Genomic DNA, 26,783 nt, shown 5'->3' on the forward strand with positions numbered 1-26,783 from the left:
ACGGAAGACTTCGTACGGTGGAAGCGAGTCGCCGCTGCAGCCACGCTGGCGATGCTGCTAGCTCCCGGAACTGCTGGCGCTCAGTCGGCTGCTGATCTACACGCAGCTTATTTGCAAGGCAAGGTCGGCTACACCACGGCTGCGCAGCTGGTCGCTGCCGGCACGGCATCTGCCCAGGGCGGCGGCTCGATGGGTGGTGTGCCGATGGGCACCACGCCGGCGGCTGGCGTGCCGATGGGCGACGACGATCACGCCGCGCATCATCCGGACAAGGCCGGAAGCATGGCGGTACCGCAGCCGGCGCCAGCCGATGGCATGCCGGCGCAAAGCAGCAGCTCGATGAACGGCATGCCGATGAGCGCCACACCGCCGGCTGACGCATCGGCGGGCGATGACGATCACGCCGCGCATCACCCGGACGCGACTGCCAGCATGCCGGCTTCGAGTGGTGCATCGATGGCCGGTTCCATGGGCGGCATGATGGCCGGTTCCATGGGCGGCATGATGGACGACATGATGCGCGGCTGCCGCGGAGACGAGTGCGGTCGGGATCGGCGCCTCAACAAGCTGCTGTATCCGCAGCTGATGGCGCTACCGGATCTACCGCCGGAGCGGCGCGCGAGCGTTGAGCAGCTCGCCCACCACCGGATGCACGAAGGGATCCAGCTATTGGCGTCCCTGTCGTCGGAGGCGTCGCACGCGGTCCAGCGCAACGACTACGGCGGCCTGCAGGAAGCATCCGACCGCATGCGCGTGGCCTGGGGCGAATTCGACAGCGGCTTGTCGGCCTACCGCGCACTGGCCGAAGGACAGGCGCCGCGGGGGATCGCGCTGGCGTGGTTCCGGCGCGAGATGAACCTGACCGATCCCCTGACCACGGCCCCGGCGCACGGCGTCTTCGGCCTGTCGGGCTTCCACTACTTCACGATGGCGTTGCTGCTGGCCTTTGCGCTGCTGGCCGCCTGGATGTACGTGGCGCGAACCCGACGCACGAATGCGGTCCTCGCCACGTTGCGCACCGGGGCACCGGTGCCTCCGGCCCCCGCCGCTGCGCCTCGTTCCGGTGTGGCGCCGGTCCCCGCGGCGTCCGTGTCTCCGGGCGTGCCGGCCGAGGGCGAGCCGCAGGCACGCGCACCCGTGTCCACCATGGGCGGCTGGGTGGGCAAGTTGCGGGTCGCACGCGTCTTCCAGGAGACGCCCAAGGTCAAGACGTTTCGGCTGGCGCCAGTGGAGGGCGTGGGTGCGCTGCCGTTCGAGTTCGAGCCCGGCCAGTTCCTCACGCTTTCGGTGCATTCAGGCGGGAACCAGGTCAAGCGCTCGTATTCGATCGCTTCATCGCCATGCTGCCACGGCTGGTGCGACCTGACGGTCAAGCACGAAAGCGGCGGCATCGTCTCGGGTTACCTGCACGAGCAGGTGAAGGAAGGCGATCTCCTCGATGCGTCCGGCCCCTACGGCCGCTTCACCTTCCGCGGCGTCGAGTCCGACAGTGTCGTGTTCCTGGGCGGCGGCGTCGGCATCACGCCGCTGATGAGTTCCATCCGCTACCTGACCGACCAGAGCTGGAACGGCCGGATCGACCTGGTCTACGCCTGCAAGGACCTGGAAAGCGTGATCTTCCGCGACGAGCTGAACCAACTCGCCCGCCGGCATCCGAACCTGCATGTGTCCATCGTGCTGAGCGACGAGTCATCGGCGGCATGGACCGGCCCGCGTGGGTTCATCACCGCCGAACTGCTGGGGCAGATTCCGCAGATCCGTTCGCGCCGCATCCACTTGTGCGGTCCGTCGGTGATGATGGACGCGGTCCGCAACGAACTAGGCAAGCTGGGCATCGACCTGGCGTCGGTTCATTCCGAGCTGTTCCTGAGCCCCTCCAGGACAGTGCCTCCCGGCCTGGAGGTGTCGGCGGGCGACACGGCGACGGCCGTCACCTGCAGCTTCGAGCGGTCCGGAAAAAAGGCGCCGCTGGCGGCCGGCCAGACCGTTCTCGAGGCCGCCGAAGAGGTCGGCGTTCCGATCGAATATGCCTGCCGGCAGGGTTACTGCGGCCTCTGCAAGATCAAGCTGCTGTCGGGCGAGGTCACCATGGACGTGGACGACGGTCTGACGCCACTCGATCGTTCCTCGGGCGTGATCCTGGCCTGCCAGGCGAAAGCGTCGGCCGATATCTCGGTGGATGCGTAGATGCGCAACCAGGATCGCATCATCGCGACGATCATCTTCTTGATGCTGGTGGTCCTGTGGCTGGGTTTCCTGGTGCACCGCTCTTCCTTCTTCGCCGGAAGCCTCCTGGGTGGCGTGTTCGGCGTCGTAGGCGCGGCGTTCATGCTCGTCCCGCTCACCTACACCGTAATCAAGCGCAGCGCTACGCTGCGCCGCGCATTCACCAGGAAGCATGGCTTCGGCGCATTGCTGCAGGCGCACGTCTATTTCGGCTTGGTAGGCGCGCTGTTGGCCATCCTCCATAGCGGGCACAAGTTCCAGAGTGCGCTCGGCGTCGCGCTGACGGCATCGATGCTGCTGAGCGTGCTCACTGGGTTCATCGGCCAGCATTACCTGCGCTACGTCGCGGAGAACATCCGCGAGAAGAAGGCGCAGATCGACGGGCTGTGGCGCCTTCTGGATGGGCAGTACTGGGCCTACGCGCAAGGACCAACAGCGGGCGTTGCCGGTACGCCCAAGGCCAGCGCCGAACTGCTGCCACTGGCATCCGCCGCCGCCGATCTGCAGTACTCGATCCAGTTCCAGGAGCGGGTGCGCAGGCTGTTCAACGCCTGGCTGTCGGCACACATCGCGTTCTCGATCATCTTCTATCTTCTGCTGGCGTTGCATATCTGGGCTGGCATCTACTTCGGGTTGCGGTGGTTCAGATGAGTCGAAAGGGAAAGATCCTCGCCGCGCTGCTCGCGGTCCTGGCGCCGGTGTCGGCAGTCGCACTGTGGACATACCTTCCGCAAATGCAGCGCGCCGCGACGTGGCAGAACATGGCCTCTCCGGGCCCCCTGTCCAGCGCACATGCGTTTCTCAAAGAGGACTGTGCGGCGTGCCACACGCCGGTGAAGGGCGTGGAGGACGCGACTTGCGTGGCCTGCCATGCAAACGAGACCGTCCTGGTCCAGCGACAACCGACGGCATTCCATGCCGACATCGCCGGCTCGAACAACTGCGTGGCCTGCCACAAGGAACACGACGCCGGCCGCAGCCTGCGTGGTATGGACCATGCGGCTTTGACCGACATCATCGTGCGATGGCTCGATCGGGCCCCGGAGGGTCATGAGGGGGCGGTGCTGCTCGCGCACCTCAAGGCACACCGGCCCGAGGCGCTGCCGGGCAACCTCTCGCTTGCCAACGGCATGACTTACAAGGAGACGCTGCTGGACTGTGCGAGCTGCCACAAGACCACCGACCCGCACGTCCAGGTCTTCGGAAACGACTGCGCGACATGCCACGGCACGACCACATGGTCGATTGCCGAGTACCGGCATCCACCGCCGAGTTCCACCGAGTGCGGCCAGTGCCACCTCGCGCCGCTCAGCCACTACAAGGAGCACTTCGGAATGATGTCCAAGCCGATAGCGGGTGTCAGGAATGCGGAACCTGAGCAGTGCTATCTCTGCCACCAGACCACCTCATGGAACGATATTCGGGGAATAGGCATCTATGACCACCATTGACGGGTGTTTCTATGAACCTTGAGGCACCTCATGCAGCGATTGAGATCGCGGTGATCGGGTTCGAGATTGCAGGGGTGCTCGCTATAACTTTCGGAAGTTTCATAGCGCTCTATCGCTTTTTTTTCAATTACAAAGGGGCCGCATTGACGGATCGCTCCCGGTCATTACGGCAAGATATTGGCGGCGCGATTGTGCTAGGACTAGAATTCCTCGTTGCTGCCGATGTCATACGAACGGTTGTAATTGAGCCCTCGCTACGAAACGTTGCAGTACTTGGTTTGATAGTACTTGTCCGAACATTTCTCAGCTACACGCTCCATATGGAAAATAAAAGCCGCGAGTCGTAGGCACCCCTCGCGGCTATGTATGTACTACTAAGCACATCGCTCAGCTGGGCAGTTTCCCCAGACGGCCCCATGCCAGTACCCGCACCGATTCGCCATAAAAACGGCAAGGCTAGTAACGATTGTATTGCTGAAATGCTTATGACCACCGCCGCACCAGGAGCATGTCTCGGGCTGCGACTACCGCCTCGGACTCTTACGTTTATGCAGGCTTCGATGGGTCGATAGGTGGTGTCTTATCTCCGACAGTTCGTTCCGGCGACCCGATACTCAACAATCGCCAAATCACCCTTAGAGTCCTCATAGGTAATTTGGGCCGGCATCACATCGTTGCAGGTCATATCGGTTCGCGTGGTACGAATTACCTTGGCGATGTCCAACTTCATCCCATAACGATAATGGACAACTTCGGGAGGCTTCTTTCCGACAGAAGTAGCGTACTCCCGCATAGTATTTTCGTTCGCACGTATCATTTCGCCATACTCGCGATCTGAGCTACCCTCTGCCAAGGATAATGAGCTCACGCTCATAAAAAACACTGCTGCCGTAATCTTGAAAGCTTTCATAACCAGCTCCTAACTTAACGTGTGTGATGAAATTATAAGAGCGGCAAGCTGTTACTCATATGACGCGGTAATTACACTGGTGTTATGAATCAAATTACCCAAGGATTAAGTGGGGCCGGTAGCATTCGAGCAAGCATAGCCATCCCGATTAATTGGCTCAGTTACCTAGCGGCCACACCATATGAAAATCATTCAGCCGTTGAGCTGGGGGTCGCAGGCGCTCAAGTTTTAAATTTGAGAGGCCCATCCACGCAGCGCTTCTGGCTAGGACGGGCCGACGGGTGACAGGCGCCCCTCGGCTCTTGATGAAGGGGCATAGAACTGGCACTGCCGGAGCAGAGAACAGCATCGGCATCGACCAGGGGCGTATTCTCGATATGCGCCGCATCAGACTTTCCCGGCTCAAAGCTGGGATACTGACCGCTGCGATCTCAGACCAAAAGATGGGTCTCGTCGATCACATGCATCGCTTTGCGTGACGTCCGCGTTTGCAAGCTACCCGCGGCAATTATCGGTGCCTTTTGGAAGACATCACGAGGAAGACCACATACTGCTCGACAATGACAGACTCAACTTGGTAATAGCCTATGTAGGAGGCGATAGCGGCGCGGCCATAAGGGGCGGCATTCAGAATGGCAATGGAGCTTCAAAACGCTGCGTATCGTCACACTTTTGGTCAGGGCCTCATATTCGCGGCAGAGAACGCGATCGCGATCGGCGGCATATCAGAGCGGACTGGTGGTTTTCCACAGCGACTGTAGTGATTTCGTAGCAGCACCACTGGGTCCCCCACAGACATTCGCTCAACTGGTGAAGTAGACGCCAACTGAATGTAAAAATTGTATGTGCTGTGGAAAAATTAAATCACTCGCTCATGTTGCTTTGAGCTGAGCCGAGAAGGCCGACTCAGCCCATTGTTGCATGACACGCTGTCAGGATCCTCCTCCCGTGTAAGGAGACGTTATGATCCGGCTTACCCCTGTGGCAGCTACTCAGAAATAACTTTCTTGTCATTTATTACCATGTGAGCGGTTGTTTATTTTGGCTGGCATTCCGCGGAACTCTACCGCGTGAAGTCGCCCGTCTGGAGTACGAATTTTTATTTCATATGGCCTAACATTTCCCTTAAGTGTGTTATTTATAGCTTTATTATCCGAACGCTCTTTATTCATAGGGGCCACACTCACCACCTCGCCGCGCTTCAGCAGATCCAGCATTACTTGGTGACCATCCCCAACAGTGTGATCGTGCCGCATAGCACTTTCTTGTTCCGTGCCGGCGACGGCTGCGAAAGCTGCCGAAATTAGCGAAATCGTCACCAGTGCTTTACTAATTTGGTTCATCATTTATCCCTCTTCCCCGATTTGCGTTTAAAAAACTATTGCTCGCTTTCTGTCTCAAACATCCCAAGTATAAACTGCACGTCTAGGGTTCCCTTAGCAAAGGGAAGCCTAAGCATCGATGATTGTTGCAGGGTAAGTGCTGATACCTGCAACAACCATAATCGTATTAATATCGCGGAGGTGTCCGTTAAAGTGGTATCAGCCGTTTTTAACGCCTACTGGGGCACCGAGAAATTCGACCGAATGGACGACTCCGTCAGGGGTTTTAATTTTAATCTCATACGTTCTTACATCACTTCCGGACACTGGTGAATTACCCATTGGGGTCACGCTTAGCACTTGCCCGGTTTTTAGCAGATTGACCATCACTTCATGACCATCGCCAACAGTATGGTCGTGTCTCATGGGTTGATCGCCTTTATTTGCAGCGATGAGAAAAGGAGATGTAGCGGTTAGAACAAGGGCGATAACGAGCTTTTGCATGCTTTTCATTGTGCTTTCCTCAGTGTTGGGGCCTGATTTGAGTGTGGCGGGTGAATACTTACGGGATGCTGTCCCTAAAATTACATTGGCGTAACCTCAGTGACAGCCAACAAACGTTCAGCTCCTGCGCTTTGGAAACTGGAAACAGGTCTGAACGACCTGATCTTCCACAAATCGCAATTACTGGTTACCGCAAGGATCTCGATGTCGCTCCTTACCCCTTAAAGGCTTACCTCTTCTACATTCGACAGCGAATATCGAGGAGACATCCACAGTTCGACAGGTCGTACAGCGTCACCAGGCGCGCCGTGTTCCTCACCAAATCACGGAAGCGCGTCACGCAGCCAGACTGGCGCATGGTCACTTCTACTTGGAGCAGCGCTGCGCAAACCCGAGAGCGAGTAAACTCGGTGCAGATTACATTTTTGTAAGCTTTTTAAAAAAATCGAAACCTCACAGCCTCCCGGCTTGTCCGTTCTTAGGTAACACCGAGGGCTGATTATCAAATCTGAGCTCTCACAGTATTAGTAACGCAACTGCCCGGCATGATCGAAAAATACGCAGACTTTAGTCAATGCAATACTGTGGCAGCACATCACCATGAGGAGTTGATATGAAAATGTCTTATTGGCGTTTCGCTGCGATGGTGGCCACATCAACCGTCATCATGTACGGCGTTATGTATTTGAATACTTACGCTTTTGAGCATGTTCTATGGAGTGAGACCCGTGCTTGGATGGCGTTAGTAATGGGAGCTGTCATGGCGATAGTCATGCTCGCCTTCATGCTCAATATGTACAAGAAAAAGCCCATGAACATAGCGATATTCGCCGGCGGAGCAGCTTCCTTTGCTATTGCCCTGTGGCTTGTTCGTAGCCAGGCAACTGTCGACGATACGGACTATATGAAGGCCATGATTCCTCACCATTCCATAGCCATCATGACAAGTGAGCGCGCTCAGATTTCAGACCCGCGCGTTCGCAAGCTGGCAGATCAAATCATTGAGGCTCAGCGCCGAGAGATCTCTGAGATGAAGTTCCTGATCAATGATCTAGAGAGGGCTAACTGAAAAAACGTATCGAGCAACTTTCTCGCCCCGGCCCGTTTTTCCTTCAAGCGTCACGCGATCCCGACGAGGTCATTGCGCTTATTGAGTTCGCTGACCTGAGCGGCCAGCACACGAACTAACCCGCGATGACGGCGGTGTAGCAAGACGCTCGTCGCGGTAAAAGCTCAACTACTGCTTGACCACCAAACGTGCCCCGTTGCTTTTAGCTGTCATGTACGTGCTCTTTGCCATCCGCATGAGTGTGAGCGTTGGACGCCGGCTCGCCATGATGGTCGCTGGCGCTACTGCCTTTCGTGCTGGAGTTACTTCCACCATGGTGATCATCGCCGTTACTGCTCGAAGAATGGTGATCGGCCTCTGGAGCTGAGCCGCCGTGGTGGTCTGCAGCCGCTATACCGCGACGTCCAGACTCTCCTCCAGCGGCAGCATTGCCATGATGGTCAGAATTGCTGCCATCCAAGCTTTCATGATTGTGCGTCTGGCTCTCACCGCCACCATGCTGGTGACCGCCACTCGCAGCGACGAGCGCTTGGTATTGCGTAGCGTCGATCTTGGGCAACTGGCTGATGAAGGCAACCATGCCCCAGATATATTCGTCGCCCATACTCTTACCCCAGGCCGGCATGCCTGTTGCTTTGATTCCATGCTTAATGACCCAGAAGGCGGATGCAGGGCCTGCGTCAATGCCGATCTTGGCCAGGTTAGGCGGGGCTGGATACAGCGCCTGACTCAGCTCTGTTTGTTCGACACCGGGCGCCAGATGGCACCCAACGCACATGGCGTTGTAGTTCCCGGCCCCGCCACGAATGAGAGCCTCGTCATCTAGATTGGGAATCTCAATGTCCTTGGACCGCGCTTCGATAGAGCGATCACGCGCCATTGAAAGGAACGCATGCACGGCTGGGTAATGAGGATCGTCAGCACCAACGTTGATCAAGCCGGAATAGGCTCCGGCTAATATTGCTGCACTACCGACAGCGCCTGCTACCACCAGGGTTGTAATTGTTTTTTTCATATCAGGCTCTAAAACCACATTCGAATGCCGGCGACAAAGCGCGCCTCTTCAACATCTTCTCCTTCGTCGCGCAGCATGTCTGCGGTATTACCGTATGAGCGACTCCAAGAAATCCCGATGTAGGGCGCAAACTCGCGAACGATTTCGTAGCGCAGGCGCAAACCCAGTTCGGTATTCGCCAGGCCCGAGCCCACTCCTCTTTCAGAATCATTCTTACCGTAGAAATTGGCTTCCGCAGTTGGCTGGAGGATCAGCCGATTGGTAAGCAAGATGTCATAGTCGCCCTCAAGACGCGCCGCAGTCTGGCCGTTTTCGCCGACGAAGGCTGTGGCCTCGGCTTCAAAAGCGTAAAGCGCCATGCCTTGCACACCAAAGGCAGCCCAGGTCTGTGGAGACTCGGGTTTGAAGTCTTGGCGAACGCCAGCAACGACGTCCCACCAGGGGCCGACCGAGCGCCCATACAACAGCTGCAGCTCGGCATCCTCGGTTACGCCGTTAGTACGCTCTCCCTCGGAACGAAACCAGACCCGATTGATATCGCCTCCCACCCAGCCTGAGGCATCCCAGGCCAGGGTGCTGCCCTCATCAGCGTCCTGATATTCAAGCTGATCGAGCAGAAAGAAGCTGTTGATGCCGCTATCGTGCACTGTGTGTCCAGGCAGAGGCGCGAAGGCCGCTTGGCGATCAGCATCCGTGAGGACGGGGATCGGTGTACGACTGGTGGTTCTCGGGGTATCAGCGGAGCTATGGTTCATTTGGGAGTGATCCATGTTGCTGTGATCCATCCCTTTCATTTGCTCTTGCATGGCGCCGTGGCCCATCTTGCTATGGTCCATAGCCGCAGCTTTACTCTGATTTTGGCCATGGTTCATCTGGGAGTGATCCATACTGCCCATCTGGCCTTGCATGGCCTCATGATTCATCTTGCTGTGGTCCATAGCAGGAGTCCCATCCTGCGAATTCTGGCCCTCGGGCATCTGGCTATGATCCATGCCCCCCATCTGCACCTGAGCAGCCCCGTGGTTCATCTTGCTATGGTCCATCGGCATGGAGCCGTGGTCCATAGTCGAGTGATCCATCTCTTCTGCGGCAAAGGTAAAGCCGCTACTCAGTGCGCTCATTGACACCGCCAGCGCAATGAGCGATGGACGTGAAAGCTTAATGGTCATGGTTCGAATCTGCCTCGGCATGGTCGCTGCCATGCTCACCGGTCATTTTTTGGTGGTCCATGCCGTCATGGTCCATCGAGCCGTGATTCATCGAGCCGTGATCCATTTGCTGATTGGCGGGGCCCTGGCCTCGCACCTGAGGAGGCTGCTTCTCACTTGCAGCTTTGGAAGAGTCAACGGCGTGCCGTCCGTGATCGCTGTGATTTTCTTCGGCCAGCGACACTGGGATATACAGGGCAGCCAAAAGGCTCAACATTGCGGCACTGCAGAACAGGTGGTTTCGTTTCGGGGAATTGCTCATTAGATATCTCCTTTACTCATCCACACGAACTTCACGGAACATGCCCATTTCCATGTGGAGCAGCAGGTGGCAGTGATAGGCCCAGCGCCCTAGCGCATCTGCGGTTACGCGATAGCTGCGCTTCGAGCCTGGTGGTACATCAATGGTGTGTTTGCGAACTAGGAAGTTGCCGTTCTCATCCTCCAGATCGCTCCACATGCCATGAAGGTGGATGGGGTGGGTCATCATGGTGTCGTTGACTAAGGTGATACGAACACGCTCGCCATACTTCAATCGCAACGGTTCCGCATCAGAGAACTCAATGCCATCGAATGACCAAGAGAATTTCTCCATGTGACCTGTGAGGTGCAACTCGATGGTACGGCTCGGCTCGCGCCCATCCGGATCGAGGAAGGTGCTGTGCAGATCTGAGTAAGTCAGCACACGGCGACCGTTGTTGCGAAGCCCGATTCCCGGGTCATTCAGCTTGGGAGTTGGCGTCATGGTCTGCATGTCGACCAGAGGGTTATTGGTTTCGGAGGCCGGATGGGGCTGCATCGCTCCACCCATGCCTGCCATCGCTGAATGATCCATGCCAGCCATGCTGTCGTGGTCCATACCTGCCATCTTGCTATGATCCATGCCTGCCATGCCGCCCTGCATGGAGCCATGATCCATTCCCTCCATGCTGCCGTGATCCATTCCCATATCGCTCATGGAGATCAACGGGCGAGGATCAACTTCAGGAACAGGCGCGCTCAGCCCTTCGCGAACGGCCAGGGTGCCGCGTGAATAGCCAGTGCGGTCCATGGACTGCGCGAAGATGGTGTAGGCCTGCTCGCTATCGGGCTCGACTATTACATCGAAGGTTTCGGCCGCAGTAATACGGAACTCATCGACGCTAACAGGTTTGACGTACTGCCCATCGGCCGCCACCACCGTCATCTTTAGACCGGGGATGCGGACATCGAAATAGGTCATGGCCGATGCATTGATGAAGCGCAGACGGATTTTCTCACCCGGCTTGAAAATACCAGTCCAGTTGTTATCCGGCGCCTGGCCATTCATCAAGTAGGTGTAGGTATAGCCACTGACATCGGCAAGATCAGTCGGGCTCATTTTCATCTCGGCCCACATCTTCCGATCAGCGATCGCTGCGGACCACCCCATCTCGCTCACGTCATCGACGAAGTCGCCGACAGTACGTTTGTGGAAGTTGTAGTAATCCGATTGCTTTTTGAGCTTGGCCAGAACCCGTTCCGGATCTTCGTCAGTCCAGTCACTTAGTAGCACGACGTAGTCACGGTCGTAGCTGAACGGCTCCGGCTCTTTGGCATCGATCACCAGAGCACCATAGACGCCAGCCTGCTCCTGCAGTCCCGAGTGACTGTGGTACCAATAGGTGCCGTTCTGGTTAACCTTGAATTTGTACTCATACATGCCATCGGGGGCGATGCCGTGGAAACTCAGGCCAGGTACGCCATCCATGTTCGCCGGCAGGATGATGCCGTGCCAGTGAATCGAGGTATCTTCCTGCAGACGATTACGAACGCGCAGAGTCACGGTATCGCCTTCCCGCCACCGCAGGGTCGGCCCCGGAAGTGAGCCATTGATGGTCATCGCGGTACGAGCCGCGCCAGTAATATTTACCGGGGTTTCACCGATGAACAGATCAAAATCGGTACCGGCCAGCACGTTGGCCTGACCGGGACTGGTCACGGCCCAGACCGGCATACGCCACATGCCTAAGCCGCCGAGAATACTGGTGGCGGCTAGCCCCTTGATGAAAGTGCGCCTTGTGGTTTTGCTTTGCATCCCGTTATGTCCATTAATCAGATGAGCCGGTGGTGAGCAATCCGGTCTCGGGTTCGTTGACTGCCCCACTATCGAGATTCCACCTTCAACCTTTCCCACTGTTGTGTGAACTCGTTCCAGCGAGCAGCGCCTCTTCAGCAGTTGGTAAGCTCAGCTTATTTGGCGTCGCAATTTGCAACAGGCGCCTCGGCTTATGCTGCTTGGAGGCGACAGATTCTCAAACCGCCACTCAGGTGCCCCATATGCCAACTGACACATTCGCCCCTGCCAAGTCGGAGTACTCGGCAACGCATGAAAACAGGGGCATTGTTCGATCCCCCTCGAAATACCCGTTAATTCGGTTTCCGTTTGAACGGAGTGCTTTGTTCTTCAGGCACGACGCCAACTTAACCGCGGCATCCTGTCACAGGCCTTAGCGAAACATTACAGTTCTGTCAGGTTCTAGTTTTTCTGACTGTTAAGTTCCGGTGTGGCTGTTCAACAAATGGCTGACTTCAGCCGTCACGGATTTTGAAAGTGGAGCATCGGTAAAAACGATCAAGTCATCTGCCCACGTCTTAGCTTTCAGCCGCCGCAAGTACATGCTGCGGCGGGCTGCGATCTGCCAGCTGACGTCGACTTCCGGGAGCGACCAGGTTGCATGCTTTACATTCGGTCGTCGGCTTGACGCAGTCGTTCCAGAAAACTCTCGGCGTCGGTTTCACCAACCGTGCGAAGGTCCTGCCACTCATCACCACTGGGGGCAAACAATTGCAGTGCCGGCGGGCCAAACAGCTGGTAGCGATCAAGCAGCGCGCGTTGCTCGGCATCGCTACGCGTCATATCGAAGCGCACCAGCCGGTAATCAGCCAGCTGTTCGCGCACAGAGGACACTTCGAGTACTTCTCGTTCGATTACTTTGCAACTGATGCACCAGTCGGCGTACCAGTCCAGCAGCAAAGGTTGGCCGGCAGTTTTCGCTGACAACAGTGCCGCATCCAGGGCTGCTGGGGTGTCCAGGGTCTGCCAGCCGACGGTTGCGCCGATTTGAGGCAAGCCTTGGGCGTCCAGGCGACCCAGTGGGCGCAGCGGGTCGGTTTGACCTTGCAAAGCGCCCACCCAACTGCTGATGCCGTAAACCAGCAAGGCCACACCAAGCAACTGGGCAAGCTTCTGCTTGCCGGGCTTAGGAATAAATTCCAGGGCGCCCAGCCACAACGCAGTGCCAACCGCCAACAGGCCCCACAAGGCCAGCGTCACGGGAGCTGGTAACACACGCTCCAGCAGCCATACAGAGACACCCAGCAACATCAGACCGAAAACCTTGCGTACGCCGACCATCCAGGTCCCGGACTTGGGCAACAAGGCGGCGCCACCAGTGGCGAACAACACCAACGGCGCCCCCATGCCCAGACCCAGCGAAAACAGCTTCAGCCCGCCGCCCAGGGCATCGCCGGTGGCGCTGATGTACAGCAGCGCACCGACCAGTGGTGCTGTCACGCAGGGTGATACAAGCAGGCTTGACAGCACGCCTAGCGTTGCGGCCCCTATCATTGAACCCCCGCGGGTTCGGCTGGCCAGGCGATCCATTCGTTCGGTAATAAAGCGCGGCATACGCAACTCGAACACCCCGAACATGGCCAGGGCAAATACCGAAAAGAACAGCGCAAAGGGCACCAGTAGCCACGGTGACTGCAGGCGCGCCTGCAGGTTGAGGCCAGCTCCGAACATGCCCATCAGCGCTCCGAGCAGTGCGAAGCAGGCAGCCATGGGAAGTACGTAGGCAAGCGACAGGCGAAAACCTCGTAGCCCACCGAGTTGTCCACGCAGCACTACGCCGGAAAGGATGGGCAGCATCGGCAGCACGCAGGGAGTGAAAGTCAGCCCCAAACCGGCCAGAAAGAACAGTGCCAGACTTCCCCAGTCCAAGGTCGTTTCCGGTTGCGCAGGCGATACCGGGGGCGAGTTACCGATCTGAAAAGTGCGCATTTCAGGTGGGTAGCACAGTCCCAGATCGGCGCAGCCCTGGTAGCTCACCTGCAGGGTGAACGGCCTGTTCTGAGGGTTATCAATCGGTAGTTCTAAGTCCGTAATGCCGTAGAACACCTCGACATCGCCGAAATACTCATCGGTTTTCGGTTCGGCTGCAGGCCATTGCGGGGTGCCGATTGTTACTTGCGGATGGTCGCTGTTGAAGGCGAAACGATGTTTGTAGAGGTAATAGCCATCGGCATTTATGAACCGCAGGCGAATACTGTCGGTGTCGGCTTCTATCAGATCAAGGCCAAAGGCCAGATCCACCGGCAGGAAGTCCTGGCTGTTATTCAGGGGGGCGTTGAACAGGGCCGGCTGTGAGCGAGGCAGATCAAAAATCCCAGCACTGACCGGCAGTGGGATCAGTAAAAGCAGGCACAGCAAAAGGCGGAACATGGGTATCTCGCGGAACAAGAGTTAACGAAAGGCTCCGGACATAATTCCGCCTCGCAAGTCAGGAAACTGTCCTGAGCAAGCGAGCCGGACGGGGTGATCGCTGCGATCATCCAGTGATCACCCCCGCGTTCTCTTTGCTGCCACCCGCCTGGGAAAGCCGGTCAGCGGCACGGAGCCTGAATTTACGGGTACTTGGCGAGGACCTCATCCTGCCCTGAACGGGTAAGCCCGATTACCTCGTAGGCATGTTTGGCATCACCGTGCTCCATACCGGGCGATCCAGCCGGCATGCCGGGCACGGCAATACCTAGCAGGTCGGAACGCTTGCGCAATTCGAGTATCTGCGCCACCGGCACGTGGCCTTCAACGAACTTGCCGTTGATCACACCGGTGTGACAGGACGCCAGACGCGGCTCCACTCCTAGGTCTTGCTTCACCGAACGCATGTTGCGTTCAACATGGTCGCGGACCGCAAAGCCGTTGTCCTCCAGATAGGAGATCCAGTCCTTGCAGCAACCACAGTTGGCGTCTCGGTGTACATCGATGATCAAGGGTTCAGCGGCATGGATCGCCCCACTTACCAGCAGCGCCGCAAGGGCTGATATACGCAGTTTTCTAGACATATAAGAACCTTGTTTGCCTCTCGTTTTCAGTTGCAGCCGCAGCCACCGCTGCCACCGCAACCCGTCTTTTTCATGTTGTTCGTCCCGGCTGCCGGACTGGCCAGCTGCGCGGGATATCCCGCATCAGTCAGGGAAGCAATCAGCACTTGGCTGTCGCTCTGGCCGCTAACCCGCACCCTGGCGGCTTGCAAATCGACATCCACCTTGGTGACGCCCTCGACAGTGTTGAGCGCCTCGGTGACATGCTTGACGCACGAGCCGCAGCTCATGCCTTCGACGTTCAGTTCAATGGTGCTCATGAGAATCTCCTGGGAAGTCACCGTAATGGTTGAGCAGATGTTCAACCTTGCCAGAGCGGCAAGGTCAAGCGTTTCAATCGATCGATACCTTGCGCAGCCTCAACGCGTTAAACACCACTGAGGCCGAACTCAGGCTCATCGCCAGCGCGGCGATAATCGGCGACAGCAGCAGGCCGGTCAGCGGGTAGAGCAGGCCTGCGGCCAGCGGGATGCCCAGAGCGTTATAGAGAAAAGCAAAGGTCAGGTTCTGGTGCATATTGCGCACGGTGGCCACTGACAGGCTCCTTGCGCGCAAGATGCCCAGCAGGTCGCCCTTGACCAGCGTGACTTGAGCGCTGTTCATCGCCACGTCGGTGCCGGTGCCCATGGCAATGCCGATATCGGCGCGCGCCAGGGCTGGGGCGTCGTTGATGCCGTCGCCGGCCATGGCCACGCGGTGCCCTTCTTGTTGCAGGGCGGCGGCCAAGCGTTCCTTGTCCTGTGGTTTGACCTCGCCGTGCACCTCTTCGATGCCTAGCTCGCGGGCCACTGCGCGAGCAGTAGTCAGGCCATCACCGGTGGCCATGATCACCCGCACGCCGTCTGCCTGCAGGCGCTCTACCGCCAGTTTCGACGTCGGTTTGATCGGATCAGCCACTGCCAGCAGACCAGCCAGGACGCCGTCCACCGCCAGGAACATGATGCTCACGCCTTCGCCGCGCAACTGTTCGGCCCGCGCACTGAGGGAGCTGGCATCCACGCCGGCATCATTCATCAGCGCGGTGTTGCCCAGTTGCAGGTGGTGGTCATCAACCTGGCCACGTACGCCGATGCCGGAGGCTGATTCGAATGTCTCGGCCGTGCTCAGTGCCAGGCCGTGCGCGCGGGCATGGTCGACGATGGCGTGGGCCAGGGGATGTTCGCTGCCCTGATCGAGGCTCGCTGCCAGGCGCAGCACCTCATCCGGAGTGAAACCAGGCGCCGCCTCTACACTGTGAAAGGCCGGGCGACCTTCAGTCAGGGTGCCCGTCTTGTCGACGATCAGCGTGTCAATCTTGCGCAAATTTTCGATGGCGCCCGCATCGCGGAACAGTACGCCGCTGCCGGCCGCCTTGCCGGTTGCGACCATTACCGACATTGGCGTGGCCAGGCCCAGGGCGCACGGGCAGGCAATGATCAGCACCGCCACCGCGTTGATCAAACCGAAGACCCAGCTCGGCTCCGGACCCCAAAGCCCCCAGACAAGGAAGGTTAGTATGGCGATAGCGATCACCACCATCACAAAGTAACCAGCAATAACATCAGCCAGTCGCTGCATCGGTGCTTTGGAGCGCTGCGCCTGGGCAACCATCTGCACGATCTGCGCAAGCATGGTCGAGCTGCCGACCTTCTGCGCCTGCATCACCAGACTGCCGTGGGCGTTAAGGGTGGCACCGATGAGACTGTCACCGACGTGCTTCATGATCGGCACCGGCTCGCCTGTCAGCATTGACTCGTCCACCGCGCTTTCGCCTTCCAGCACCAGACCGTCGACTGGCACCTTCTCTCCAGGGCGTACGCGTAGCCTATCGCCCGCATGAACATGGGTGAGCGGAATGTCGTCCTCTGTACCGTCGGGATTGATGCGTCGCGCGGTCTTCGGCGCCAGGCCGAGTAGTGACTTGATCGCCGCCGAGGTCTGCGAGCGTGCCTTCAGCTCGAGGAGCTGGCCGAGCAGAGTCAGTGAGATGATCACCGCCGCCGCCTCGAAGTACACGCCGATGCGCCCGTCTTGTACAAAGTCGGCAGGAAACACGCCTGGCGCCAGAGTGGCAACGACGCTGTACAGGTAGGCGGCGGCGGTGCCGAGGCCGATCAGCGTCCACATGTTCGGACTGCGCAGCACGAACGAGCGTACGCAGCGCTCGAAGAATGGCCAGCCAGCCCAAAGCACTACCGGAGTGGTCAGTACGAGCTCGACCCAGTTCTGCGTGGTGCCGTGGAACAGGTTCAGGGAATGCCCACCCATGGCCAGCACGGTGACGATCACCGTCAACGGCAGGGTCCACCAGAAGCGCCGAGAGAAGTCCTTAAGCTCCGGGTTCTCTTCTTCGTCTAGTTCCGGAATGACAGGCTCCAATGCCATACCGCAGATTGGGCAGCTTCCTGGTCCTGCCTGGCGAATCTCCGGATGCATCGGACAGATGTATTCGGTGCTAGGTCCGGACGGCGCTTGAGCTACATCTTGATGCTGCTCATGCGGCCGGCCGCTTGCGAACCGCTGAGGGGCAGCCTGGAATTTCTCCTGACACCTTGCGCTGCAAAAGCGATAAGTCTTTCCTTCGAAGGTCTCGTGATGAGGACTATCTGGCTTGACCGCCATTCCACACACCGGGTCGTACTGTTTACCGTTTTGATCGTGCGAATGGTTAGCCTGATGCCGGTCGTGGTTGCTGGAAGAATTGTGCATGCCATTTACTTCCTATCTTTGTCCTTGGAGACACGGGTGGGATTGGAATGGCCACCATGGTTGTGACCAAACAAATGGAGCAACGGGCAAAGCAGCAAGATTATGTATGGCAGTCCCTGCAAGAGATGACCGTAATGCTCGCGTGCCAAGTAGAAAAAACCGATTATTGCCAGCATTAAGAGCGCTACGCCGGGTCTAGTCTTCCAAAAAGATATTTCATTATTCCGATGAAGATGGCGGTGATACACGGCAGTGACCTCCAGTGCTGGTATTTTTAGTACGTTGCGTCAGCATGAGCCGCTCGTCCCGATAGATATAGCATGCCAACTAAGGAGATTAACGGATCCTCACCTTGCCGACCCTCCTTGCTTGATAGCCGACTGATGGATGTCGCGCCCAATCTAAGCATTGAAAGAAACTCCGTGCAGAGGAATGAATTAATTCACTTCAAGTTCAGAGGTGCGCACACTTAAATTACTATCTGTAAGGCTCGCCCGCCTGATCAGATCACCAAAAAAAAAAGGCGCCGTTGAGGCGCCATTAGGCCAAGGGAGCAATGTGGAAGGCCTGGAAAAACCAGCTGCTAGCATTCTTAGAGTCACTGCTCATATTTTGCTCGAACATAGATTCCGACTTATGTGAAACACTATCACCTCCGCCTGTCAGCGAGCTGATTTGTACGTTACATTTTTGTAAGCTTCTAGATGGCGGCCTCGTTAACCTGCACACTGAGTCGAAACAAACTTTCGGAATCTGCCTGCATGAAATTACTGGTCGCTGAAGACGAACCCAAAACTGGTTCTTACCTGCAACAAGGACTTACCGAAGCTGGATTTACCGTCGACCGGGTCACGACTGGCACAGATGCGCTCCAATATGCGCTGAGTGAGGTTTATGACCTTTTAATCCTTGACGTGATGATGCCAGGGTTAGATGGATGGGAGGTGCTACGCATGGTCAGATCAGCAGGGCACGAAATACCCGTACTGTTCTTGACCGCACGTGATGGCGTGGAAGACCGCGTCAAAGGCCTGGAGCTGGGCGCGGACGACTACCTGATTAAGCCGTTCGCGTTCTCCGAACTTCTGGCAAGGGTCCGGACATTGCTTCGCAGGGGCAGCGGCTCCCCCACCCAAACCACCGTGAAAATTTCAGATCTCGAAGTGGACCTGCTAAAGCGCCGCGCCGTTCGTGCTGGGAAGCGAATTGATCTGACGGCGAAGGAATTTTCACTGCTGGAATTGTTGATGCGCCGACGCGGCGAGGTGCTTCCGAAGTCTCTGATTGCATCTCAGGTATGGGATATGAACTTCGACAGCGACACCAACGTTATCGAGGTCGCGGTACGCCGTCTGCGCGCAAAAGTCGACGACGACTTCGAGCACAAACTGATCCATACCGTGCGTGGCATGGGCTATATGATGGATGCACCGGAGTGAGACTGCGTCACCTTTCGCTGACCGCCCGAATGAGTGTCATGTTCATGTCTGTGGTGGTTGTAGTTCTCACCATAGCTGGGCTGAGCTTCAATTTGCTTAGCCAGCATCACTTCGAAGTGTTGGATCGGCAGGCCTTGGTGGAGAAGCTCGAATCGACCAAGAAAATTTTCAATAACGTACGCAGCAGCGCAAACCTTGCTGAGGAGCTACCGCAGTTGCGAGCTCTGCTAGGTGCCCATCATGATTTAGCGGCGACCATCTTGAGCGAAGATGGCAGAGTGCTCTTTTCTGATCCCAAGACAGTCGACGTCCCGGAAAGCTATAGGGACGCAGAACAGCAGAATATGTGGGAATGGAAATATGCCGGCCGCCTGTATAGAGGATTGACTGCCCGAATCTCGGTAGCAGACCAGCCCGAACCACTTACAGCACTGTTGATTCTTGATGTCACTAACCACGCGCATTTCTTTCAGACTTTGCAGCGTTGGTTCGGCGTTGGATTAAGCGTCAGCGCTCTAATTAGTGCTGCGCTTGGCTGGATGGTAGTTAGAAGCGGTCTCAGGCCTCTGAGGCAAGTTACCCATCTCGCCGCATCGATGTCAGCAAGGTCGTTGCAGGAACGAATGCCGCTTGAACCGATACCGCTTGAGTTACAGCAATTGGTTCTGTCCTTCAATGCGATGTTAGATCGCTTGGAAGATGCCTTTGTTCGGCTTTCCAATTTCTCGGCGGACATTGCTCATGAACTGCGAACCCCTGTTAGCAACCTCATGACCCACACCGAGGTGGTGCTGACCAAAAAGCGGAATATTGATGCTTATGAGGAGAATCTTTACTCCAATCTAGAGGAGTTGAAGCGTATGTCACGCATTATTGACGACATGCTCTTTTTGGCCAAATCCGACAACGGCTTGATTATTCCCGAACAAGCGTCTATCGAACTAGCTGATGTCGTTGCTAAACTGCTTGCGTATTACCACTTAGTGGCTGACGAACGCGATATCCGTCTCTCAGTCTCAGGCGCAGGAAATGTGCTGGGAGATAAATTAATGATTGATAGAGCGGTCTCCAATTTGTTATCCAACGCGCTGCGTTACACCCCGGTAGGGGAAACTATTTCTGTAACGATTCACGAGGCGGAAAGAACGGTAACCCTCAGCGTCGAGAATCCCGGAGGGACGATCGAGCCCGAGCACCTGGACAAGCTCTTTTATCGCTTCTATCGGGTCGATCCTGCCCGGCGCGAGGGTAGTCCAAGCAACGCTGGCCTCGGCTTGGCTATTACCAGATCTATTGTTGAGGCCCATAAAGGCAGAATCTGGTGCACCTCATTAGACGGCGTGACGGGCTTTCACATGGAATTTCCCCGCCAATAATAAAATATCGAATAAAGGTAAATATTTTAAAATCAGCCGCATAGCGATCATAAGGGACCTTACACGATTGTAATGTTAACCATTGGAACGGACGAACTCTGAATATGTCGGATTTATGAGCTGCTAGAGGATCACCTCAGGCCAGCTCAAGACTATACGCTAAAATACGAACTTTGGAGGAAGTCATGACTGAAACAATGTTCAATAGCTGCATTCAAGCTTGTTCTAACTGCGCTCTAGTTTGCGAAGCATGCGCATCTGCCTGTTTACTTGAAGACGACGTACAAACGATGGCCCGTTGCATTGAGCTCGACAGAGATTGTGCTGACATATGTGCTCTGGCAGCCAGACTCATGAGTCGCCAGAGCGAGTTGGCTAAAGAGTTCTGTGCATTGTGTGCAAAAATTTGCCGAGCCTGCGGTGAAGAGTGTGCCAAGCATCAGATGGATCACTGCCAAGAGTGCGCGAAAGCCTGTATGAAGTGCGCTGAGGAATGTGAACGTATGGCTGTATAACCAGCAAGCCGCTTTCCTGCCAAGATGGTATCTTATGGACTTGGTAGGAAAGCGCTTTTATTCAGTGGCAGGACACCTACGCTCTACCCACTGAAATGACGCCTTGGCTTCTATTGTTACTCTTGTGCAAAAAAAAGAATGCCATTTGAAAAATCAGTCATAAGCCAATCGTAACGATCATACAATTGGCTTATATCGTATTAATTCCCTTATAAATAATTAACCGTTATTGATGCCAACTGGCGCGCTACGGAACTCCACTGAGTGGACAACTCCATCAGGAGTACGAATTTTGATTTCGTATGGCTGCGCACGATAGCTTGGCCAGCCTAGAATACTATCTTCGCCCATTGGCGTCACACTTAGTACATCACCGCTTTCAAGAAGAACCTTTAAAGCCTGTCTACCCTCGACTGCAGCATAGTCATGCTGCATCGTTGAGTTTCTATCAACCTCAGCCATTGCGAAGGAGGAACTTACGGCTATGCCAACAGCAAGAACTGCCGCAAATTTTTTCATCGTTAACACCTCTTGGTCATTGATGTTGGATAGTTTAAAGGTGTCAACCTTACACAAAGCTGAGTCTTATATTACATTAATGCTAAGCGGAGCTTACGTGTGATGTGCTCTTAACCTCATCACTTGCACTGAAAAACAGCAGAAATTTTTGTTCGATGGCTGCTGCTCGTGGTCTTCAAATTCCGGCAGCAAGAAGCGGATACTCGAACAAGGCGTAGTTCCCCCAAGCGCAACAGAATCTCAAGACAACACTAGCATTTATGCCGTGAGCCAATTTATTCTAGGGATGGTCTGAAGTAGCCCTGTGTTTCCGGCCGACTTCTGCCCTTGCCAATTTTAGAAGCGGCGATTCGACCAAAATCGATCAAGTCATCCGCTCATTTCTGAGTTTTTAGCCGCCGCGAACACCTCTCAGCGGCCATTTCCCACATTACAGGCGCACCTCTCCTGCATTCGTCAGCAAATGCCGGCGCGCCATCCACAGGTTCGACAGGGCAAACAATGTCACCAGCTGCGCCGTGTTCTTCGCCAGGCCACGGAAGCGTGTCTTCACATAACCGAACTGGCGCTTGATCACCCGGAACGGGTGCTCGACCTTGGCGCGCACCTGGGCCTTGGCCTTCTCGATCTTGCGCTTGGCTTTGTACAGCGCGCTGCGCTTACTCAGCTTCTTGTACGTACTGCGGCGGGCCGCGATCTGCCAGATCACCTCCCGGCCTTCATGTTCCGGGCGCTTCTCGACGCCGGTGTAACCCGCGTCGGCACCCACCATGTTTTCCTCACCGTGCAGCAGCTTGTCGACCTGGGTAACGTCTGCAACGTTCGCTGCCGTCCCTACCACGCTGTGCACCAGGCCGGACTCGGCATGCGCCGATGTGGGCCTTCATGCCGAAGTAATACTGGTTTCCTTTCTTCGTCTGGTGCATTTCCGGGTCGCGCTTACCGTCCTGATTCTTGGTCGAACTCGGCGCATGGATCAGCGTGGCATCGACGATAGTGCCTTGGCGTAACGACAAACCGCGGTCGCCCAGATAACCATTGATCACCGCCAGAATCCCAGCCGCCAATTCGTGTTTCTCCAGCAAGCGACGGAAGTTGAGGATGGTGGTTTCGTCGGGAATGCGTTCCAGGCTCAGCCCGGCAAACTGGCGCAGGATCGTGGTCTCGTACAACGCTTCCTCCATCGCCGGATCGCTGTAGCCGAACCAGTTCTGCATCAGGTGTACGCGTAGCATCGCCATCAGCGGATACGCCGGACGGCCGCCTTCACCCTTGGGGTAGTGCGGCTCGATCAGGGCAACCAAACCCGTCCACGGCACCACCTGATCCATCTCGATCAGGAACAACTCCTTACGGGTCTGCTTGCGCTTACCGGCGTACTCGGCGTCGGCAAAGGTCATCTGCTTCATCGGGAAACTCCGGCAACGGGATCGGCGTATTTCACCAGAAACGGGAAGTCTTCTTCAGGATTTCCCTAAGCACCTGGCGAGCGCCGATCTCGGTATCGCAAAGGAATATCGGCATTTTCCCACCCAAGGCATCGTTAACTGTGGTCATCCATGAGATTGCAACGGCTTTGTCTTCGAAAATTTCTTCGGCTATGACTGCTACTTGGGAAAGACGGTCTTGCTTCGTCGCGCCAAGGGGATTCATCGAGTCGACAGATATCGGGTTTTCGGGCTTTTTGATCAGTCCTTTGAGTGCTGTGACGCTTTGATCCTCGGCCGGCTTATCCACAGATGCTATCTCCTTGGGCAGAAGGAAAAACTCACCACGAATAACCCACCCTCGCATACACGACCTACAGCACATAACCACTGCCTTTCAGCGAATGCCATGGCCGGCCAAGCAGTTCTGAGCACGCTGCCTGCGCGCCACCGAAGCAGAAATTCAAACTTCGAGTGAATGCTTGTGGTGATGCGTATCGCACCGACTCACCTTTCTCATTCCAGATATCGCCATTGACCGCCCGCAACAAAGCATGACCCGCAACCAGGTCATGGGGCGAAACGCTGTAGAGCGATACGGCAGCAACACCATCGCCTGCGGCAACACGCGCAAGGCGGTAAGCAATGCTTGGCATCGGGTGGAAAATAGCCGGGTGGCAAAGCAAAGCATTCTGCTTGGCTTTTTGGGCGCCCCCATAACTGACCATTACCGCTGTCCCCGGTGCCAAGATCGCAGATTGCAGGTCATTATTCACGGGACGACCATTACGCAGTAAAGCCGGTGCACCCTCAGCCCATGCTATGCAGTCAGGACCACTAGGCGTGACGGGGGCGTAAACCACGCCCAGCACTGGCGTTGCGTTATGCAGCAATCCGATAGAAATGGCAGAGCCCGGCCGACGATTGAGGAAGTCGCCTGTTCCATCATTGAATCGCCCCTGGTTTCGTAGACACCTCCAAGCCTCATAATGAGGCCCATCAGGAGGTGCCATGAGCAACCAGCGTTACCCCGAAGAATTCAAGATCGAAGCGGTCAAGCAAGTCACCGAGCGCGGTTTGCGCGTTGCCGATGTGGCGGAGCGTCTAGGCGTGTCCGCGCACAGCCTGTACGCCTGGGTAAAGCGCTACAGCAAGCCCCAAGCACAGCGGCAGCAGGTAGATGATCAACAGGCCGAGCTGCGTCGCTTGCGCGCGGAACTCAAGCGGGTGACCGAAGAGCGAGACATCCTAAAAAAGGCCGCCGCGTACTTTGCCAAGGAGTCCGGCTGAAGTACGCCGTCATCAGCAAGCTGTCGGTGGAGTACCCGGTACGGCGTCTCTGCCAGACCCTCCAGGTACATCCCAGCGGTTACTACGCCTGGCTGGCCGAGCCGAAATCCGCACGCGAGAAGGAAGATCAGCGCCTGCTCGGATTGATCAAGCATGCCTGGCTGGAAAGCGGCGGGGTCTACGGCTACCGCAAGATCCACGACGACCTGCGTGAGCTGGGCGAGTCCTGTGGCCGGCACCGCGTGGCTCGCCTAATGCGGGTGGAGGGGCTGCGTTCGCAGACCGGTTATCGTCGGCGCCCCGGCTATTACGGCGGTAAGCCGACGGTGGCTTCGCCCAACCGCCTGGAGCGGCAGTTCAAGGTCAGCGAGCCGAACAAGGTCTGGGTCACCGACATCACCTACATCCGCACCTATGAGGGCTGGTTGTACTTGGCGGTGGTGCTGGATCTGTTTTCGCGCCAGGTGATCGGCTGGTCGATGAAACCACGGATGTGCAGCGACCTGGCCATCGATGCGTTGTTGATGGCGGTCTGGCGGCGCAAGCCCAGGCAGGAGGTGATGATCCACTCCGACCAGGGCAGCCAGTTCAGCAGCTCGGACTGGCAGAGCTTCCTAAAGGCCGACAACCTAATCAGCAGCATGAGTCGACGCGGTAACTGTCACGACAACGCGGTCGCGGAAAGCTTTTTCCAGTTGCTGAAGCAGGAGCGCATCCGACGGAAAACCTACGGCACTCGCGAAGAAGCCCGCAGTGATGTGTTCGATTACATCGAGATGTTCTATAACCCCAAGCGCCGCACCGCCTCGATTCCAACCGTCGTGATGCGCCCTTGCAGTTGCTCGCGAACGATTAGCCGCACTGATCCGGCCATCAATTCGTCCCCCTGACGAGCGCTGCCATCGAGTGCCTCCTTTATCAACTGATCCAGGGGTTGCCCCTTTTCCGCTGCCAGGTCGATACCGTAGGAATTCCACACATCTTCAACCTTGGTGCTGCCCTTGAGCCGGAGTTCAAGGTTTGGCAGATCGGTTCTTGACGCTTCTACCGCCTGGGAAAAAACGCAGTCAACGAAAGGCTGATTGTTTGGCTTGAGGACGACAAACAGATGATCACCGGCTTCAAGCCTGGTCGACCCTCGAGGCGGTATGACGGCCGACCCTCGCGTGATCATCGCCACGACTACGCCTTCGGGCAACGCCATCTGCGAGAGCAAACGGCCGGCGGCTCTCGCATCGTTACCGAGCGTGTATTCGACGATTTCCGCGTCGACATCGTGCAGTGACGAGATTTCGAGAGTCGCGGCGGGCGTCGCTGGTGGCTTCTCCGTCAGCCCCAGCTTGCGCGCGACGAGCGGGAGCGTAGAGCCCTGCACCGTCGCCGATAGCAGAACTACGAAGAACACAACATTGAAGATCAGGGGCGCATTAGGCAGTCCGAAAAGCAACGGGAAGATTGCCAGGATGATCGGCACCGAACCACGTAGGCCTACCCAGGAAACGAGTGCCGTCTCCCTGAGATTGAAGCCAAAAAGCGCAAGCATTGGTGCGACGGCCAGCGGCCTGGCCAGCAACACCAGGACCAGTGCAATCACCAACCCCTCGACCCACACATCGAGCAGCGAAACCGGATCGACGAGCAGGCCGAGGACTACGAACATGGTGATCTGGCTAAGCCATGCCAGGCCATCCATGAACAGGAAGGTGCTGCGCTGGAAAACGAATTTCTGGTTTCCGATCATCACGCCAGCGACGAAGATCGCCAGAAATCCGCTGCCGCCCAGATTCGCGGATACTCCATAGGCGAGCAATCCGCCGGCCGCAACAAGCACCGGATACAAGCCGGTCGCGACCAGTTTTATCCTGCTCAGCAACCTGAGTATCGACCATCCGACACCAAGCCCGACCAGCGCACCTATCCCCATCTGCATCAAAAACATCTGAAGCAGACCCCAGCCAAGCGGCATGCTGTTAACCAGCACCTCCAACAAGCCCACCGTCAGAAAGATGGCCATGGGGTCGTTGGACGCGCTTTCAATCTCCAGCACCGACTTGAGCCGCTGATTGATGTGAATTCCGGCGTTTCGCAAGAGAGAAAATACGGCTGCAGCATCGGTCGAGCCGATGATCGCACCCAGCAACATGCCTTCCAGAACTGGAAGCTCAAGCATCCAGGCAGCTGCGAGCCCCGCGATTGCGGCCGTTGCGAGTACCCCAACTGTTGCCAGCAGAGACGCTGGCTTCCAAACCTTCCTTATGGACGAAACGGGCGTTTGCAGGCCGCCGTCAAAAAGGATAAGCGCCAAAGCCAGGGTGCCGAGGGCATGCGCGGCAACGGCATTATCAAAAACGATCCCGCCGATACCGTTCTCACCTGCAAGCATGCCGGTGATCAGGAACAACACGAGCACCGGCAGCCCCAGACGGGCCGACAGTTTGCTGGAGAGCACACCGAACAGGATCAGTACTGCTGCCAGCAGCAATAGCTTGTCAATTGCAAACACCGAAGGTCCTTAATTATCTATGCACCGCATTTTTCGCGAGCAGACGCAACGTCGTGATAAGCCGGCGAGCCGACCACACCGCCGGATCAGGTCAGTTGTAGCTCAGGAGTAAAAAGCGCTCATTTTGAGCGATGTTCGATACCTAGCGGTCGAATCGATTTCATGCCAGATGTTGCGAGGCCTTTCTCGCGCAA

General features: G+C 56.7%; 25 protein-coding genes and 1 pseudogene. 9 read left to right on the plus strand and 17 right to left on the minus strand.

Annotated elements, in window-relative coordinates; all coding sequences use genetic code 11:
* Positions 1-111 precede the first annotated feature (111 nt).
* From CXK94_RS17700 to CXK94_RS17715, 4 genes are read left to right on the plus strand one after another with little or no spacing between them, the layout of a single operon-like run.
* The gene (locus CXK94_RS17700) at positions 112-2,187 is read left to right on the plus strand and encodes a 2Fe-2S iron-sulfur cluster-binding protein (RefSeq protein ID WP_231098873.1); all 2,076 of its coding nucleotides are present in this window, start codon (positions 112-114) and stop codon (positions 2,185-2,187) included.
* Entirely contained in the window at positions 2,188-2,877 is a 690-nt protein-coding gene (locus CXK94_RS17705; protein WP_014597608.1) for a hypothetical protein, read from the plus strand.
* Positions 2,874-3,677 carry a multiheme c-type cytochrome gene (locus CXK94_RS17710; RefSeq protein ID WP_003298494.1) on the plus strand — a complete coding sequence of 268 codons (804 nt, stop codon included), beginning with the start codon at positions 2,874-2,876 and terminating at the stop codon, positions 3,675-3,677. Before CXK94_RS17705 ends, CXK94_RS17710 begins: the two co-directional genes overlap by 4 nt.
* Positions 3,678-3,688: 11 nt before the next feature.
* On the plus strand, positions 3,689-4,024 hold the full coding sequence (locus CXK94_RS17715; RefSeq protein WP_003298493.1) for a DUF1622 domain-containing protein: 336 nt from the start codon (positions 3,689-3,691) through the stop codon (positions 4,022-4,024).
* A 233-nt stretch (positions 4,025-4,257) separates the two neighbouring features.
* Here CXK94_RS17715 and CXK94_RS17720 read toward each other — a convergent pair whose 3' ends face one another.
* From CXK94_RS17720 to CXK94_RS22315, 3 genes are all read right to left on the minus strand, one after another.
* Complete coding sequence (locus CXK94_RS17720) at positions 4,258-4,587, minus strand: DUF2790 domain-containing protein (protein ID WP_003292133.1); 330 nt, start codon at positions 4,585-4,587, stop codon at positions 4,258-4,260.
* Between the two features lie 1,010 nt (positions 4,588-5,597).
* Positions 5,598-5,933, minus strand: coding sequence for a hypothetical protein (locus tag CXK94_RS22310; protein WP_011914422.1), 336 nt, complete (start codon positions 5,931-5,933; stop codon positions 5,598-5,600).
* Between the two features lie 195 nt (positions 5,934-6,128).
* Entirely contained in the window at positions 6,129-6,422 is a 294-nt protein-coding gene (locus tag CXK94_RS22315; protein ID WP_011914423.1) for a hypothetical protein, read from the minus strand.
* 604 nt (positions 6,423-7,026) lie between these two features.
* Between CXK94_RS22315 and CXK94_RS17725 the strand changes: the two genes are divergently transcribed.
* On the plus strand, positions 7,027-7,482 hold the full coding sequence (locus CXK94_RS17725; protein ID WP_003292136.1) for a DUF305 domain-containing protein: 456 nt from the start codon (positions 7,027-7,029) through the stop codon (positions 7,480-7,482).
* A gap of 202 nt (positions 7,483-7,684) precedes the next feature.
* On the opposite strand, the gene CXK94_RS17730 is transcribed toward CXK94_RS17725, so the two are convergent.
* The 9 genes from CXK94_RS17730 to CXK94_RS17770 all read right to left on the minus strand — a co-directional run bounded on the left by CXK94_RS17730 (position 7,685) and on the right by CXK94_RS17770 (position 17,696).
* Positions 7,685-8,497, minus strand: a complete 813-nt coding sequence (locus CXK94_RS17730; protein ID WP_014597611.1) for a c-type cytochrome — start codon at positions 8,495-8,497, stop codon at positions 7,685-7,687.
* Positions 8,498-8,505: 8 nt separating this feature from the next.
* The gene (locus tag CXK94_RS17735) at positions 8,506-9,666 is read right to left on the minus strand and encodes a copper resistance protein B (RefSeq protein WP_003292138.1); all 1,161 of its coding nucleotides are present in this window, start codon (positions 9,664-9,666) and stop codon (positions 8,506-8,508) included.
* Positions 9,656-9,967, minus strand: coding sequence for a hypothetical protein (locus CXK94_RS17740; RefSeq protein WP_003298487.1), 312 nt, complete (start codon positions 9,965-9,967; stop codon positions 9,656-9,658). Before CXK94_RS17740 ends, CXK94_RS17735 begins: the two co-directional genes overlap by 11 nt.
* Positions 9,968-9,979: 12 nt before the next feature.
* Positions 9,980-11,761 carry a copper resistance system multicopper oxidase gene (locus tag CXK94_RS17745; protein WP_014597614.1) on the minus strand — a complete coding sequence of 594 codons (1,782 nt, stop codon included), beginning with the start codon at positions 11,759-11,761 and terminating at the stop codon, positions 9,980-9,982.
* A 645-nt stretch (positions 11,762-12,406) separates the two neighbouring features.
* Positions 12,407-14,170, minus strand: coding sequence for a protein-disulfide reductase DsbD (locus tag CXK94_RS17750; protein WP_003292141.1), 1,764 nt, complete (start codon positions 14,168-14,170; stop codon positions 12,407-12,409).
* A gap of 182 nt (positions 14,171-14,352) precedes the next feature.
* Positions 14,353-14,793: a DUF411 domain-containing protein gene (locus tag CXK94_RS17755; protein ID WP_014597615.1), complete on the minus strand. Its 441-nt coding sequence runs from the start codon at positions 14,791-14,793 to the stop codon at positions 14,353-14,355.
* A 26-nt stretch (positions 14,794-14,819) separates the two neighbouring features.
* Positions 14,820-15,092 (minus strand): heavy-metal-associated domain-containing protein, encoded by a 273-nt coding sequence (locus tag CXK94_RS17760; protein ID WP_003292143.1) that lies wholly within the window; start codon positions 15,090-15,092, stop codon positions 14,820-14,822.
* Positions 15,093-15,165: 73 nt separating this feature from the next.
* A complete protein-coding gene (locus CXK94_RS17765; RefSeq protein ID WP_011914430.1) occupies positions 15,166-17,520 on the minus strand; it encodes a heavy metal translocating P-type ATPase in 2,355 nt (784 codons plus the stop codon).
* A gap of 5 nt (positions 17,521-17,525) precedes the next feature.
* Entirely contained in the window at positions 17,526-17,696 is a 171-nt protein-coding gene (locus CXK94_RS17770; protein WP_080505060.1) for a DUF2933 domain-containing protein, read from the minus strand.
* 585 nt (positions 17,697-18,281) lie between these two features.
* Here CXK94_RS17770 and CXK94_RS17775 point away from each other — a divergent pair.
* From CXK94_RS17775 to CXK94_RS17785, 3 genes are all read left to right on the plus strand, one after another.
* Positions 18,282-18,959 carry a heavy metal response regulator transcription factor gene (locus CXK94_RS17775; protein ID WP_003292145.1) on the plus strand — a complete coding sequence of 226 codons (678 nt, stop codon included), beginning with the start codon at positions 18,282-18,284 and terminating at the stop codon, positions 18,957-18,959.
* Positions 18,956-20,335: a heavy metal sensor histidine kinase gene (locus CXK94_RS17780; protein ID WP_031323825.1), complete on the plus strand. Its 1,380-nt coding sequence runs from the start codon at positions 18,956-18,958 to the stop codon at positions 20,333-20,335. The genes CXK94_RS17775 and CXK94_RS17780 overlap by 4 nt, the downstream gene beginning before the upstream one ends.
* Positions 20,336-20,520: 185 nt before the next feature.
* The gene (locus CXK94_RS17785; RefSeq protein ID WP_024162553.1) at positions 20,521-20,850 is read left to right on the plus strand and encodes a four-helix bundle copper-binding protein; all 330 of its coding nucleotides are present in this window, start codon (positions 20,521-20,523) and stop codon (positions 20,848-20,850) included.
* 219 nt (positions 20,851-21,069) lie between these two features.
* On the opposite strand, the gene CXK94_RS17790 is transcribed toward CXK94_RS17785, so the two are convergent.
* The 4 genes and pseudogenes from CXK94_RS17790 to CXK94_RS17805 form a co-directional block, all read right to left on the minus strand.
* Entirely contained in the window at positions 21,070-21,369 is a 300-nt protein-coding gene (locus tag CXK94_RS17790) for a hypothetical protein (RefSeq protein WP_085987739.1), read from the minus strand.
* A gap of 430 nt (positions 21,370-21,799) precedes the next feature.
* Positions 21,800-22,778: pseudogene (locus tag CXK94_RS17795) on the minus strand (IS5 family transposase).
* Positions 22,779-22,809: 31 nt separating this feature from the next.
* The gene (locus CXK94_RS17800; protein ID WP_041755728.1) at positions 22,810-23,106 is read right to left on the minus strand and encodes an MbcA/ParS/Xre antitoxin family protein; all 297 of its coding nucleotides are present in this window, start codon (positions 23,104-23,106) and stop codon (positions 22,810-22,812) included.
* Positions 23,107-23,170: 64 nt separating this feature from the next.
* A complete protein-coding gene (locus tag CXK94_RS17805; RefSeq protein ID WP_102895326.1) occupies positions 23,171-23,809 on the minus strand; it encodes an inositol monophosphatase family protein in 639 nt (212 codons plus the stop codon).
* Between CXK94_RS17805 and CXK94_RS17810 the strand changes: the two genes are divergently transcribed.
* Positions 23,808-24,976 (plus strand): IS3 family transposase gene (locus tag CXK94_RS17810; RefSeq protein ID WP_230387492.1). Its coding sequence is split into 2 segments (ribosomal slippage): positions 23,808-24,045 and positions 24,045-24,976, totalling 1,170 coding nucleotides; the frame shifts between segments, so codons are not numbered across the junction. The genes CXK94_RS17805 and CXK94_RS17810 overlap by 2 nt on opposite strands.
* Here the strand turns inward: CXK94_RS17810 and CXK94_RS17815 are convergent.
* Complete coding sequence (locus tag CXK94_RS17815; RefSeq protein WP_020307703.1) at positions 24,868-26,589, minus strand: potassium/proton antiporter; 1,722 nt, start codon at positions 26,587-26,589, stop codon at positions 24,868-24,870. The genes CXK94_RS17810 and CXK94_RS17815 overlap by 109 nt on opposite strands.
* Between the last annotated feature and the right edge of the window lie 194 nt (positions 26,590-26,783).

The sequence above is a fragment of the Stutzerimonas stutzeri genome, from assembly GCF_002890915.1.
Taxonomy (GTDB): domain Bacteria; phylum Pseudomonadota; class Gammaproteobacteria; order Pseudomonadales; family Pseudomonadaceae; genus Stutzerimonas; species Stutzerimonas stutzeri_AF.